Source organism: Sulfitobacter sp. KMM 9851, from assembly GCF_057178245.1.
In genome coordinates, this window is the sequence record NZ_CM169991.1 from 1320453 (window position 1) to 1335249 (window position 14797).

The following is a 14797-nucleotide window of genomic DNA, read 5'->3' on the forward strand; positions in this document are numbered from 1 at the left end:
AAATACGGAATTATTTTCCATTTGAGGTGTGCCACGCCCATAATCAAGCGTCGGCCATTGGTGGGAAAGGTCGAGCACCGGAACATTATTCTGCGGCGTTGAGTAAAGGGATGACAGTGTTCATCCAGGCGCTGGCAAACGAAACGCCCCGCCCCGTTGCGGGGGCGGGGCGGGCCGCGTGGTTCTTATTTGCGTTAGCGGCCGCGAATGCGCGGATCAAGCGCATCGCGCAGCCCGTCACCCAAATAGTTCACTGCCAGCACCGTCAGCGAGATCGCAATCCCGGGCAGCATCACACGTTCGGGAAACTCTTGCATCCGGTCCACCGCATCGGCCAATTGCTTGCCCCAAGTGGGGAAATCCGACGGAAAACCGACGCCGAGGAAGCTAAGCGCGCTTTCGGTAATGATCGCGGTGGCGAGGCCCAGCGTGGCCGATACCATGATGGGCGAGATCACGTTCGGCAGCAGGTGCCGCCGGATGATCTTGGCCGGGGTGGTGCCGATCGACCGCGCGGCAAGGATGAATTCACGTTCCTTGAGGGCAAGAATGTCGCCGCGCACAATCCGCGCGGTTTGCATCCAGGACGTCAGGCTGATCACCGACACGATAAGGATGAACATACCGCCTTCGGGTCCGAACTTGGACCGCAGCGGTTGGCCAAACAACGTCACGGCCAGCAGCACCAGCGGCAGGATTGGCAGACTGAGGATCAAATCGGTAAAGCGCATCAGCCAGAAATCCATCCGCCGGAAGAAACCCGACAGCACGCCGATGGTGGTGCCAATCAGCAGCGCCAGCGCCATGGCCAGCCAACCCACCGCCATCGACACCCGGCCGCCAAACAGCATCTGCGCCAGGATATCTCGGCCCAGCTGGTCGGTGCCAAACGGGTGAATCCAGCCCGCCTTGGCCTCATTGTCCCACAGCAGGGTATAGATCGGGCGCCAGTCCTTGTTCCGAATATCAAGCTTTTTCGCGTCGATATCCCAGATGTAGGGGCCAAAGATCACCGCCAGCGTGATGAAGATCAGGAACCCGCCGCCAAACAGCGCGCCCTTGTGCTTGCGGAACTGGTCCCAGACGTCACGCCATTGACTGCGCGGCGGCTTTTGCGGCTCCTTGTCTTGCAGGGCTTTGAGGAATTCCAGATCGGCCTCAATCGGGCTCGCAGGGATTGCTTGTTCAGTCATAACGGATCCTCGGGTCTAGCAGGCCGTACAGGATGTCTGCGATCAGGTTGAACAGCACGATCAGGATGGCAAAGATGAACGTCAGCGTCATCACCATCGGCAGATCGTTGGCGCGCAGGGCGGTCAGCAGCAGCTGGCCGATGCCGTTCACCTTGAACACGTTTTCGGTGATGATCGCGCCGCCAAAGATGGCAGGCATCCCCAGCGCGATTACGGTCACCACAGGGATCATCGAGTTGCGCAGCACATGTACCATGACGACAACGCCTTCGCGCAGCCCCTTGGCGCGGGCGGTGCGCACATAATCCTGATTGAGGTTGTCCAGCATCGCGCCGCGCATATAGCGGCTGATCTGCGCCGTGGTTTGCAGCGCCAGCACCATCACCGGCATGATCATCTGGTAAAACTGCACCTTAAAACTGGCCCAGTCGGTCACCACATGGGTGGTGTCATAGATCGACGGCAACCAGCCCAGATAGACAGAAAAGATGACGATCAACAGCGGCCCGGTAAAGAAGGGTGGAATGGAAAAGCCGATCATCGTGATGAATGTACCAGCCTGATCAAACACCGAATAGTGCCGGTAGGCCGAATAAATGCCGATGGGAATGGCGATGACGATGCCCACGATATAGCTCAGGCCGACGACCCACAGGGTTTGCGGCATCCGCTGCACCACGATGTCCATCACCGGGCTGCGGGTCTGCCAACTGATTACACGCAGCTGCCCTTGGGAAAAGTTGGTGTCGGGCAGCCAGCCGAACAGGGATGACCGATTGGTCAGATAGTCGATGAAAACCTGCGGTTCGATCCAGAAAAACTGTACCAGCCACTTCCAGTACTGCACATGTATCGGCTGTCCCAGCCCCAGCGCCTCGCGCATCTTTTGCTTTACTTCCGGCGGCACGGTCAGGGGCACCTGCGCCATAGGGTCGCCGGGGGCAAGCTGAAGCAGCAGGAAAATAACAAGGCTGATAAACAAAAGCGTCGGGATCGACAGGAACAGTCGTCGGATGGTGAAGGTCAACATGGGCGTCGCCTTTGTATGTCAGTCTTAGGGTAGGGGGTGAAAGTCAGGATGTGCAAAGGACGCACATCCTGAAGTAATCAGACGGCCAGGGTGCGTGGTTTCCCACGCACCCGACGCGACGTTACTCTTTAATGCGATACCAGTCTGCGACGTTCCACAGCTCGGAATCCCATGTGTTCAGCACCACACCACCAAGCGTGTTGGAGGCAGCAGACACACGGCCACGGTCAACCAGCGGCACGATTGTCATCGTGTCTTTGGTGATGAGGTCGTTCAGCTTTTTGCCGAGTTCGCCACGCTTTTCCAACTCGCCGGTGCGGGACAATTCGTCCAGCAGCGCGTCGTACTCTTCGTTACAGAAGCGGTTGATGTTTTCACCCTGCCACTGGCTGGATGGTTTTGGTTCGTTGCCACAGCGGTACATCGACAGGTAGGTCTGTGGATCGGTGCCATCAAAGTTGTTGGCATACATTTCAACGTCTGCATAGAAACGCTGGAACGTATCGGTCGAACCGGGGTCACCACCAAAGAAGACCGACGCGTCAATGTTGCGCAGTTCGACTTCGACGCCGATCTGGTTCCACCAATCCTTGATCAGCGCCTGGAAATCCTGACGTACGGCGTTGGTCGATGTTTGATACAGGATCGCCAGTTTCTTGCCGTCCTTATCGCGCACGCCGTCGCCATCACTGTCGGTCCAGCCCGCTTCGTCCAGCAGCGCTTTGGCGCCTTCCAGATCCTGGGTCAGACACTCTGTGTTGTCAGAGGCATAAAGTGCCGGCGCTGGCACCAGATTACAGGTCGGACGACCGGCCTGACCATATCCCACTTCGACCAGCAGTTCACGGTCGATCGCCATGGAAAGCGCTTTGCGGACTTTGAAATCGGACAGGAAGGGGTGCGGATGCATGACCGTGCCGCGTTCACCTTCAGGCAAATCGGGCGATGGATCGGTCAGGTTCATTTCCAGCCGCTCAACCAGCGTACCGAAAGCCGAGATTGGCGTGCCTTTGCCGCCTTCGGCCATTTTGGCCAGCACATCGGGTGCCAACTGCATGTTCCAGGCGTAATCAAACTCGCCTGTCTCCATGACGGCACGACCCGCTGCCGTGGCATCGCCACCGCCTTTGAATGTCAGCGATGCAAAGGCGGGTTTGCCTTCTTCGCGGTAGTTTTCGTTGGCGACCATCGTGATCACGTCATTGGGACGGAAATCGGACACTACAAATGGGCCGGTGCCGATGGGGCCAAAGTTGGCTTCGGTGCATTCGGGCGCTTTGGCCCCGGTGCACTCGGCAAACTGAGCGGCCTGAATGATGGGCGACTGACCACCAACCAGCGGGTTATAAGGGTTCGGTTTGGCTTCGTTGAAGTGAACGGTGACGGTCAGGTCATCAACGATCTCGACGTCTTTCACGCCATCGAATTTTGCAGCCTGGGCGCAGCCGCCTTCGGGGTGCATACAGTAATCAGCGGTGAATTTAAGGTCGGCTGAGGTGACGGGTGAACCATCAGACCACACCAGACCCTCTTTCAGTTTCCATGTTACAGACTTCAGATCTTCGCTGACACCGCCGTTTTCGACGGTCGGGATGTCGGCCGCCAAATAAGGAACCAGCGCACCGGTTTCGTCAAAGCGTGCCAGAGGTTCAATTATCAAAGAGGACGCTTCGATATCCTTTGTACCACTGGACAGATAGGGGTTCAGAATCGAGGCGGCCTGCCAATAGATAATCTTGACTTCGCCGTCCCGCCCGCGCTCGCCTTCGTGTCCGTCAGCAAGGGCCATAGGGGCAAATGCGGCAGATGCCACAGCCCCCATCAAAAGGGTTCTTAGTTTCATAACTTACTCCATGTTGGACACGTGGACGTGCCGCGTTTTTATAGCAGGGTTTTGCCCTGCCTTGATGTTATCACTCCGGGGGAAACTCAATGCTACGGCTAACTCAGCGTAATCACGCAAAATTTCGCCGCAGCCTGTTTGTTGCCCCCAAAGCGCATGGCGGTATCGAAACAGGTTTCGCAAGAAATGCAAGCCCAGAGATTTTGATTTTCCGGTAAAGCGTCCTGCGCCCCGCCGCGTTTGACAGGGGCGGCATATTGGCCGTAGCGTCTGGCAAAGCCTGCGGCCAAAAACGACGCGGCGATAATAACGGGGAATGCCATGTTGGACCACTCAGCCGATGCGCCGATTGCACGAATCGAACAGCTGCGCGTTGAATTTCAGACCAAGGATGGCCCAGTTATAGGGGTTGAAGACGTCAGTTTTGATATCAAACCGGGCGAGACTGTCTGCGTGGTGGGCGAATCCGGGTCTGGCAAATCGGTCTCTTCCCTGTCGTTGATGCGGCTGGTGGAATATGGCGGTGGCGAAATATCCGGCGGGCGGATCATGTTCGACACTGGTGAAGGCGTCGAAATTGACCTTGCGACCTCGAATCAAAGCCAGATGCGGCACATCCGGGGCAATGAAATCGGCATGATCTTTCAGGAGCCGATGACGGCGCTGAACCCGGTTTTTACCGTTGGCAAACAGATGACCGAAGGGTTGCGCCTGCACCGGGGGCTCACCCGTAAACAGGCCGACGCCCGCGCGCTTGAACTGATGCGTCAGGTCCGCATCCCCGAACCTGAGCGGCGGTTGAAACAATACCCACATGAGCTGTCGGGCGGGATGCGCCAGCGTGTGGTGATCGCGATGGCCCTGGCCTGCGAGCCGCGCTTGCTGATCGCGGATGAACCGACCACAGCCCTCGACGTGACGATTCAGGCCGAGATCCTGGCCCTGATGGACCGTCTTAAGCGCGAAACTGGCACGGCAGTGATGTTTATCACCCACGACATGGCCGTGGTGGCGCAGATGGCCGACCGCGTGGTGGTGATGTTCCGCGGCAAAAAAGTCGAAGAGGGCACGGTCGAAGAGATTTTTGAGAACCCGAAACACGCCTATACCAAGGCGCTGCTTGCCGCTGTGCCAAAGCTGGGCGAGATGACGGGCAAGGCTTATCCCGAACCGATGAAACTGCTGGGCACCAAAGACGATGCCATCGTGCCGATCAAAGGCACCAACGAGGTGCTGCTGACGGTCAAGAACCTGACCACGCGCTTTGCTGTCACCGGGGGCTTTATGCGCCGCACGGTGGCGAATGTGCACGCGGTCGAAGACCTGTCGTTTTCGATCAACAAGGGGCAGACCCTGAGCCTCGTGGGCGAATCCGGTTGCGGCAAATCCACGGCGGGGCGTTCGATTCTGCGGTTGGTCGAACCGATGTCGGGCGAGGTGACACTTGATGGCGTCGACATCATGGCGCTGAACCCGCGCGACCTGCGCACGGCGCGGCTCGACATGCAGATGATCTTTCAAGATCCCTTTGCCTCGCTCAACCCGCAGATGCAGTTGTCAGATCAGGTGGCTGAACCAATCCACAATTTCGACACCCTGCGCGGAGGCGACGTTACCAAACGCGTCGAGATGCTGTTTGACCGGGTCGAGTTGCCGCGCAGCTTCATGCGACGTTTTCCCCATGAATTGTCGGGTGGCCAGCGCCAGCGCGTCGCCATCGCCCGCGCCCTCGCGCTGAACCCCAAACTCATCATCGCGGATGAGGCAGTGTCGGCGTTGGATGTCTCGGTGCAGGCACAGGTGCTGAACCTGATGCTAGAACTTCAGGCCGAGATGGAACTGTCGTTCCTCTTTATCAGTCACGACATGGCCGTGGTCGAACGTGTCAGCCATCAGGTCGGCGTGATGTACCTGGGCCGGATTGTCGAACTGGGCTCGCGCGCCCGCGTGTTCGAAAACCCGCAACACCCCTATACTCAGGCCCTGATGAAGGCGGTGCCAATCGCCGACCCGCGCCAGCGTAAAAAGGAACGAGACCTGAACTTCAAACCGATTCCGTCCCCGATCCACCCGGCCAGCTATGTCGCTGAACCTTCGGTTTACAAAGAGGTCGAACCGGGCCATCACGTGCTGATCACAGACAGCGGTTACTAAAGGAACGCGCCCCATGTCGGCCTCGACGTCAGACCATATGACCCCCTTTGAGCTGATGGTAAAACTCATCAGCTTTCCAACCGTATCGCGCGACAGCAATATCCCCCTGATCGACTGGGTCGCCGACTACCTTGCCGGGCACGGCATCGACAGCCACCGCTACATCGACCCCGACCAGCCGAAACATGCGCTCTTTGCCCATGTCGGCCCTTGGGAAGAGGGCGCCGTGGTCCTGTCCGGCCACACCGATGTGGTGCCCGTCGATGGCCAGCCGTGGGACAGCGATCCCTTCACCGTGACCGAACGCAACGGCCGCTACTATGGCCGCGGCACCTGCGACATGAAAGGGTTTGACGCGCTGGCGATCTGGGCGCTGGTAGAGGCACATCGAAGCGGCGTGAAACGCCCGCTGCAAATCGCGCTCAGCTTTGACGAGGAAATCGGCTGCACCGGGGCGCCACCGATGATCCAGGCGATGCAGGGCGTCGTGCCCAAGGGGGCGGCGGTGATCGTGGGCGAGCCGTCGACCATGCAGGCCGTCACCGGCCATAAGGGCGGCATCGGCTTTAACACCCATCTGGTCGGGTTCGAGGTGCATTCCTCGCTGCTGCACACCGGGGTCAATGCGATTATGGCGGGGGCCAAGCTGATCGAATGGGCCAATGACGTGAACAGCGACAACATGGCCCACAAGCCCACCGATCTTGCCGCCATGTTTGACCCGCCTTTCACCACCGCCCATGTCGGCGTGATCGAGGGCGGCACCGCCCATAACATCACGGCCAAGGACTGCAAATTCGCCATGGATTTCCGCGTTGTCCCGGGCGAGGACAAGGATAAATGGGGCACCGCATACCTCAAGAAAGTCCGCGAGGTCGAAAAACAGATGCAAGCGGTGGTGCCTGAGACATACATCGAAACCTCCACCCGATTCGATGTGCCGGCGCTGCAACCCGAGAAGGACGGCGAGGCCGAACATATCGTGCGCCAAATCACGGGCGACAACGCCAGCCACAAGGTCAGCTACGGCACCGAAGCAGGGCAGTTTCAGGAGGCGGGGTATTCCGCTGTCATCTGCGGCCCCGGCGACATCGCTCAGGCGCATCAGCCCAATGAATATATCGAAGTTGCACAATTCGAGGCAGGCCATGATTTCATGCGCAAACTGCTTGCTCGACTGGCCAGCTAACCCCCCGGATCAGGGGGGCCTGCGCCCCCTGTTTCACCTCACCATATAAATTTTGTCCCACAGCCGCCACCGGGTGGCGGGCCTGCGGCCCTTGCGCGAAAACGCCCAGATCATGACTCCATTCCCCATCACCATGTCCAGCCCCATCACCTATCCCGGCCCGGCGCGTGCGCAGGCCGATGTGGTGGTGATTGGCGGCGGCGTGATTGGAATCTGCACTGCCCTTTTTCTCGCGCGGGCGGGGCAACGCGTCACCGTGTTGGAAAAGGGCCGCATCGCAGGCGAACAATCCAGCCGCAACTGGGGCTGGATTCGCCAGCAGGGCCGCGACCCGGACGAACTGCCCATCATGATCGAAGCGGCGGAGCACTGGCGCGATCTGGCCCCGCAGCTTGACCGCGACATCGGGCTGCACCGGGGCGGTGTCACCTACCTGGCCGATACCGACGAAAAGATGCAGGGCTACGCCGCCTGGCTGCCCTTTGCGCAGGCGCAGGGCCTCGATACCCGATTGCTCGACACTGCTGAGACGGCCCGCGCATTCCCCGGCCTGAACCGCCGCTATGCCGGTGCGCTGATCACACCGTCGGACATGCGCGCCGAACCTTGGGCGGCGGTCCCGGCGCTGGCCGCCTTGGCCGCCGGGGCCGGGGTGCAGATCGTTGAAAACTGCGCCGTGCGCGGCCTCGATATCGCCGCAGGCCGGGTGGCCGGCGTGGTGACCGAGGCGGGCGAGATAAGGACCGCTGCCGTGGTGCTGGCGGGTGGTGCGTGGTCGGCGCTGTTCCTGCGCGCCCATGGGGTCAATCTGCCGCAGCTATCGGTGCGCGAATCCGTGGTTGCCACCACTGCGCTGCCACAGGTCCACGCCGGTGCCGCTGCTGATGCGCGCGTGGCCTTTCGCCGCCGCGCCGATGGCGGTTATACACTGGCCCCTCCCGGCGCGCCCGACCTCTATGTTGGCCCTGACGCCTTTCGCGCCCTGCCGCACTACTTGCCACAGCTTCGCGCCAATCCCCTTGGCCAGCGCCTGCGCCCGATTGCCCCGCGCGGTTTTCCCGATGCCTGGACCACGCCGCGCCACTGGGCCGTCGATGCGCCCGGACCTTTCGAGACGATGCGCATCCTTGATCCGAAGCCGGACATGGCGCGCCTGCGCAAGGTCTTGCGCAGCTTTGCCACGCTCTATCCCGATCTGCCGCCGGTCACGGTCAAATCCGCATGGGCGGGCATGATCGACACCATGCCCGATATCGTCCCTGTCGTGGATCACTGCGCGCAGATTCCGGGGCTGACCATCGGCACCGGCATGTCAGGGCATGGCTTTGGGATCGGGCCGGGCATGGGCCGGGTGCTGGCCGCTCTGGTCATGGGCGACGCGCCGGGGCATGATCTGCGCAGGTTCCGCGCCAGCCGCTTTTCCGACGGGTCTGCCATCCGGCTTGGCCCGGCGCTCTGACACTCACCTTCCGGGAGGCCCCCCATGCCGATCAAGAACCGCTTTGCCGAAACCCATGCCGAGATCACCGCGTGGCGCCGCCACCTGCACCAACACCCGGAATTACAGTTCGACGTGCACGAGACCGCGAAGTTCGTCGAAGACAAGCTGCGCAGCTTTGGCATCACTGACATCACCACCGGCGTCGGCAAGACCGGCGTCGTGGCCGTGATCGAAGGGCAGAGCAACACATCAGGCCGCACCATCGGGCTGCGCGCCGATATGGACGCGCTGCCAATTCACGAGGCGACGGGCCTGCCGCATGCCTCAAAGACGCCCGGAAAGATGCACGCCTGCGGCCATGACGGCCATACCGCGATGCTGCTGGGGGCCGCGCAATACCTTCAGGAGACCCGCAATTTTGATGGCCGTGTCGCGCTGATCTTTCAACCCGCCGAAGAAGACGGCGGTGGCGGCAATGAGATGGTCAAGGACGGCATGATGGACCGCTGGGCCATCGACGAAGTTTACGGGATGCACAATATGCCGGGCCACCCGGTTGGCCATTTCGCAATCCGCGAAGGTGCGCTGCTGGCGGCGGCGGATGAGGTGACCATCACGTTGACCGGGCAGGGTGGCCACGCCGCCGCCCCGCACGAGGCGATCGACACCAATCTTGCCGCCGCTCACGTGCTGATCGCGCTGCAATCCATCGCCAGCCGCAATGTTGACCCGCTCAAACAGGTTGTCGTCTCGATCTGCACGCTGCGCAGCGATACCGACAGCCACAACGTCTTGCCGCAGCAGGTCAAATTGCGCGGCACGGTGCGCACCCTCGCGCCCGAGGTCCGCGATCTGGCGGAAGCGCGGCTGCACGACATCATCACCCATACCGCCGCCGCCCATCAATGCCGTGCCGAAATCGACTACGCGCGCGGCTATCCCGTCACCATCAACCACGCCGACCACACCCGCTTTGCCGCTGACGCCGCGGATCAGATCACCCCCGGCACTGACCGCCACACGCCCCCGATCATGGCGGGCGAGGATTTCTCTTACATGCTCAACGTTCGGCCGGGCGCATATATGATGATCGGCAATGGCGACGGGGCCACAGTACACCACCCCGAATACGATTTTAACGATGACGCCATCCCGGCGGGGTGTTCGTGGTTTGCACAGATGGTTGAGGACCGCCTGCCAAGAGCGTAAGCATGGGACAGATATGTGCAGCTGCATCCAAGCTGAGCTGCCAATGACGCATCAAAGGACACCCAATGCCTGTAAAGAACCGCTTTGCCGAACTGCACGACGACATCACCGCATGGCGCCGCGACCTGCATGAAAACCCCGAAATCCTGTTCGAGACACACCGCACGTCTGGCATCGTGGCCGACAAGCTGCGCGCCTTTGGGTGTGACGAAGTCGTCGAGGGCATTGGCCGCACCGGCGTTGTTGGCGTGATCAAGGGCAAGAACACCGGTTCGGGCAAGGTCATCGGGCTTCGCGCGGATATGGACGCGCTGCCGATCCATGAACAGACGGGCGTGGAATACGCCTCCAAAACGCCAAATGCGATGCACGCCTGCGGACATGATGGCCACACCGCCATGCTGCTGGGCGCCGCGCAGTATCTGGCCGAAACCCGCAATTTCGACGGCACGGTCGTGGTCATCTTTCAACCCGCCGAAGAAGGTGGCGGCGGGGGCCGTGAGATGTGCAAAGACGGCATGATGGACCGCTGGGGCATTCAGGAAGTCTACGGTATGCACAATTGGCCCGGCATGCCTGCCGGCAGCTTTGGCATCCGCCCCGGTCCATTCTTTGCCGCCACCGACCTGCTGGAAATCGAAGTCGAAGGCCTGGGCGGTCACGCCGCCAAACCACATGAGACCATCGACACGATGGTGGTCACCGCCCATATGATCACCGCGCTGCAATCCATCGTCAGCCGCAACGCCGACCCGATTGGCAATATCGTCGTTTCGATCACGTCAATCGAATCTTCGTCCAAGGCGTTCAACGTGATTCCGCAGCGGGTGAACCTGCTGGGCACCGTGCGCACGCTGTCGCTGGAACTGCGCGATCTGGCGGAAAAGCGCGTGACCGAAATCTGCGAAGGTGTGGCTGCCACTTTCGGTGCCACGGCACGGGTGAAATACATCCGTAACTATCCGGTCATGGTTAATCACGATGCGCAGACGGAATTCGCCGCAGATGTGGCGCGCTCTGTATCTGGTGACTGTGTCGAGGCACCGCTGGTGATGGGCGGCGAAGATTTTGCCTTCATGCTCGAAGAGCGCCCCGGCGCTTATATTCTGGTCGGCAATGGCGACACCGCGATGGTTCACCACCCGATGTACAACTTTAACGATGATGTCATCCCGGCAGGCTGTAGCTGGTGGGCAGGGATAGTTGAACAACGCATGCCAGCGGCTTGAAAACATCTGAGAAATACCCATCGCGCGTCCCTTGGCTGGGGCGCGCGAATTCGTTAAGGTATTGTAAATAGGTCAGAAACGCTGAATTTTATTGTCAGCTGACAATTTTTGCGCCGCGCCCTGCGCGATCAGCCCTGCCGCCACAATTGCTGATAGACCGCCTCGATCCCATCGGCCTCGGCCCGCGCGCTGAACTGCGTTTGGGCCGCCGCACGCGCCGCCTTTGCCAACCCGGTAAAATCATCGCGCGACAACACTGCAAGTGCGGCATCGGCGGCCTGCTCTGGGGCGTCCTGCGGGACAATCTGCCCCACGCGCCCGGCGCCCGAAAAGACGCTGTAATAGCCCGCCTGACTGCCGACAAAAGGCACGCCCGACGCAAGCCCCTCCAGCGGCACCATCCCGTATCCCTCATAGCGCGGCAGTTGCACCACCAGCGACAGCGCGCGCATCAACCGCGGCAGGTCGGCGGCGGGCCATTCACCGACAAACAGCAGCCGATCCGCCAGCCCGGCGGCCACCACTTGGGCCTTGAGGCGGTTCAGAAATGCCTCATGCTTGCCACCCGCACGCCCCACCACCAGTGCCACGGCACCGGGGCGCTGCGGCAAAAGGCGCAGCATCGCTTGAACAAACAGATCGGTGCCTTTTTCCGGGCGGATACGGCCAACGGTGGCGATCCCCTCGGTGCCGCCAAAGCCAAGCGCATCCCAAGCGGCACGCCGGTCAGAGGCGGGGGTAAAGACATCGGTATCGACCCCATGTGGCACCACGGCGCGCACATGCGGCACAAACTCTGCCGCTTTGTCGGTGGTGGCAATCACGGCGTCCATGCGGGAAATCAGCCAGCGCGGATAGGCCGAATGCAACCGCTGCGCGGCAGACGTGAACACGATTTTGATCTTGGCGCGGCGCATGTCTCGCAGCCAGATCGCGCTGCGCATTTCGGGGTTGCGGCGTACGTGCCAGATGGCAAAGGGTTTTTCCTCGGGCGGGTGGTTCAGCGCCACACGCGCGGCGGCCACACGGGTCAGCGGGGTCGGGCAGCCGGGCAGGGGCTGTCCAACCAGCGCCAGATCGCGCCGCTGCATCTGCTGGCGCACCACATTTGCCGCCGTCGCTGAAACGCCGGTGAAATGCGGGTTGTAGTTGGTAACATAAAGCTCAGGCATCCTGGCCCAGCCGTAATGCGCGGATCAGGCGGATGGCTATACTGTCCAGCTTGTCGGCCTGACCTTCGGCAAATTTCTGCGCTGCATCTGCCGCAGCTTGACGCGCCTGATCATCGCCCAGCAGCACAGCCAGCCTGTCTGCCAGATCGTCCTGCCCAGAGACCAGCCGTGCGGCCCCGAGCATTTCCATCTCGGCAAATGTTTCCGCGAAATTCGCCACATGGGTCCCCGACAGCACGGATGCGCCGGATTGGGCGACTTCGTAGGGGTTATGACCGCCGATGGGCAGCAGTGAGCCGCCCAGAAACACCACATCGCTCAATGCATACCAGGTGCCAAGCTCGCCCAGCGTATCGGCCAGAAACACTTGCCCCCCCGGCATGTCGCCCCGCGTGCGCCGCGTCAGGCTCAGCCCGGCGCCCGCGATCAGCCCGGTCACCTCGTCGCCGCGTTCAGGATGACGGGGGGCGAGAATCAGGCACAGGTCGGGAAAGCGTTCGAGCAACTGCCCATGCGCATGCAAGACCGCGCGCTCTTCGCCCTCATGGGTTGACGACGCGATCCAGACCGGGCGGTGACCAAGGGCCGCACGGGCCTCGAATAGCGTGTCTTCGTCCACCGGCAGCGGGCCTGCCATCGACTTGAGGTTGATCCCCCGTGCCACCCGGTCGACGGGGGCGTTGATCGCGACCATCGCCTCGGCCATGGCGTCATTCTGGGTGAGGATCAGGTCAAACACGCCAAACAGATACCGCGCCAGATCGGGACGCTTTTGCCAACTGGCAATGGATTTTTCGGACAACCGCGCATTGATCAGCGCCATCGGGGTGCCGCGGTCGTGGGTGCGGCGCAGCATCTGGGGCCACAGTTCGCTTTCGACAAAAATCGCGGCATCAGGGCGCCAGTGTTTCAAAAAGCGTTTCAGCGGCCCGGGCGCGTCAAGCGGAGCAAACTGGTGACGGGTGCGCGGCGGCAGACGTTGGTCGACCAGCCGTGCAGAGGTGGCGGTGCCAGAGGTGATCAGGAAGTGGGTGTCGGGCAGGGCGCGGCCCATTCGGTCGATCAGCGCCAGCACCGACAGACTTTCGCCAACCGAGGCGGCGTGAAACCAGATCAGCGGCCCGGCCGGTCGCGGTGTCGATGCATTGCCCAGCTTTTCATGGGCGCGCGGCACGGAGACCCCGGCGCGGCGCAGTTTTTTCATGGTAAAATGGGCAGCGAAAGGCACCAGCAGGGTGCTGGCCGCAACCCATGCCCGGTAGAGAAACGGGGCGGCCATGGCGTTAGCCGCCTGTATGGCTCATGTGGCGCGGCATTTGCCCGTCGGCGCGCTGGCGGGAGTAGTCGAAATCATGGCCCTTGGGCTTGCGTGCAATGGCGGCGCGGATCGCCTCTTGCAATGGCAGGTCGGTGTCGGGGTGATCGCGCAGCGGCGCGCGCAGGTCGGCGACGTCCTCCTGCCCCAGACACATAAAGATCTCGCCGGTGCAGGTGATCCGCACGCGGTTGCAGGTTTCGCAGAAATTATGGCTCAGCGGGGTAATGAAACCGATCTTCTGGCCGGTTTCCTCTAGGCGCACATAGCGCGCAGGCCCGCCGGTGCGTTCGGTCAGATCGGTGACGGTGTAATGTTCGGCGTAGCGCGCGCGCACGTCTTTGAGTGACCAGTATTGGGCCAACCGATCTTCGTTGCCCAGATCGCCCATCGGCATGACCTCGATCCAGGTCAGATCGATGCCCCGCTCGGCACACCAGGCGGTGATTGTCGGAAGTTCGTCTTCGTTGAACCCCTTGAGCGCCACTGCGTTGATCTTGACCCGCATCCCCGCCCGCTGCGCCGCATCGACGCCGCGCAGCACCTGTGGCAAGCGGCCCCAGCGGGTGATCTCGGCAAACTTGGCCTCGTCCAGCGTGTCGAGCGAGATGTTCACCCGGCGCACGCCTGCGGCATAAAGATCGTCGGCGAAGCGTTCAAGCTGACTGCCGTTGGTGGTCAGTGTCAGCTCCTTGAGTGTGCCTGCGTCGAGATGCCGGGCCATGGCGTTGAAAAACGTCATGATGCCGCGCCGCACCAAAGGCTCGCCCCCCGTGATGCGCAGCTTTTCGACGCCCAGAGTGACGAAGGTGCTGCAGAGCCGGTCAAGCTCTTCCAGCGTGAGCAGCTCCTTCTTGGGCAGAAAGGTCATGTTTTCCGACATGCAATAGACACAGCGGAAGTCGCAACGGTCCGTTACGGAGACACGCAGGTAATTGATGGCGCGTTGAAATGGGTCGATGAGAGGCGCATTCATGACCTATAGGTAATGTGCCGCCCATGCCGGGGCAAGCGGCATTTGG

11 protein-coding genes are annotated in these 14797 nt (G+C 61.3%); 5 read left to right on the forward strand and 6 right to left on the reverse strand.

The features are described from left to right. Window positions 1–194: 194 nt before the first annotated feature. The 3 genes from AC1965_RS06465 to AC1965_RS06475 form a co-directional block, all read right to left on the reverse strand. Complete coding sequence (locus AC1965_RS06465; protein WP_483886467.1) at window positions 195–1193, reverse strand: ABC transporter permease; 999 nt, start codon at window positions 1191–1193, stop codon at window positions 195–197. Continuing rightward, a complete protein-coding gene (locus AC1965_RS06470; RefSeq protein WP_483886468.1) occupies window positions 1186–2223 on the reverse strand; it encodes an ABC transporter permease in 1038 nt (345 codons plus the stop codon). Before AC1965_RS06470 ends, AC1965_RS06465 begins: the two co-directional genes overlap by 8 nt. A 121-nt stretch (window positions 2224–2344) precedes the next feature. Next, window positions 2345–4066 carry a peptide ABC transporter substrate-binding protein gene (locus AC1965_RS06475; protein WP_483886469.1) on the reverse strand — a complete coding sequence of 574 codons (1722 nt, stop codon included), beginning with the start codon at window positions 4064–4066 and terminating at the stop codon, window positions 2345–2347. A gap of 321 nt (window positions 4067–4387) precedes the next feature. Here AC1965_RS06475 and AC1965_RS06480 point away from each other — a divergent pair, with 321 nt between their 5' ends. The 5 genes from AC1965_RS06480 to AC1965_RS06500 all read left to right on the forward strand — a co-directional run bounded on the left by AC1965_RS06480 (window position 4388) and on the right by AC1965_RS06500 (window position 11288). Continuing rightward, window positions 4388–6220, forward strand: coding sequence for an ABC transporter ATP-binding protein (locus AC1965_RS06480; protein ID WP_483886470.1), 1833 nt, complete (start codon window positions 4388–4390; stop codon window positions 6218–6220). 13 nt (window positions 6221–6233) lie between these two features. Continuing rightward, window positions 6234–7409: an acetylornithine deacetylase gene (argE, locus tag AC1965_RS06485; protein WP_483886471.1), complete on the forward strand. Its 1176-nt coding sequence runs from the start codon at window positions 6234–6236 to the stop codon at window positions 7407–7409. Window positions 7410–7521: 112 nt separating this feature from the next. After that, window positions 7522–8868: an NAD(P)/FAD-dependent oxidoreductase gene (locus AC1965_RS06490; RefSeq protein ID WP_483886472.1), complete on the forward strand. Its 1347-nt coding sequence runs from the start codon at window positions 7522–7524 to the stop codon at window positions 8866–8868. Between the two features lie 24 nt (window positions 8869–8892). Further along, the gene (locus AC1965_RS06495) at window positions 8893–10059 is read left to right on the forward strand and encodes a M20 aminoacylase family protein (RefSeq protein WP_483886473.1); all 1167 of its coding nucleotides are present in this window, start codon (window positions 8893–8895) and stop codon (window positions 10057–10059) included. Window positions 10060–10124: 65 nt separating this feature from the next. Continuing rightward, window positions 10125–11288 (forward strand): M20 aminoacylase family protein, encoded by a 1164-nt coding sequence (locus tag AC1965_RS06500; RefSeq protein WP_483886474.1) that lies wholly within the window; start codon window positions 10125–10127, stop codon window positions 11286–11288. Between the two features lie 128 nt (window positions 11289–11416). Here the strand turns inward: AC1965_RS06500 and AC1965_RS06505 are convergent, their stop codons facing one another. The 3 genes from AC1965_RS06505 to moaA are packed head-to-tail and all read right to left on the reverse strand — an operon-like array spanning window position 11417 to window position 14751. Continuing rightward, window positions 11417–12460, reverse strand: a complete 1044-nt coding sequence (locus tag AC1965_RS06505) for a glycosyltransferase family 4 protein (protein WP_483886475.1) — start codon at window positions 12458–12460, stop codon at window positions 11417–11419. Continuing rightward, window positions 12453–13739 (reverse strand): 3-deoxy-D-manno-octulosonic acid transferase, encoded by a 1287-nt coding sequence (locus AC1965_RS06510; RefSeq protein WP_483886476.1) that lies wholly within the window; start codon window positions 13737–13739, stop codon window positions 12453–12455. Before AC1965_RS06510 ends, AC1965_RS06505 begins: the two co-directional genes overlap by 8 nt. Window positions 13740–13743: 4 nt before the next feature. Continuing rightward, on the reverse strand, window positions 13744–14751 hold the full coding sequence (moaA, locus tag AC1965_RS06515) for a GTP 3',8-cyclase MoaA (RefSeq protein ID WP_483886477.1): 1008 nt from the start codon (window positions 14749–14751) through the stop codon (window positions 13744–13746). Window positions 14752–14797 lie beyond the last annotated feature (46 nt).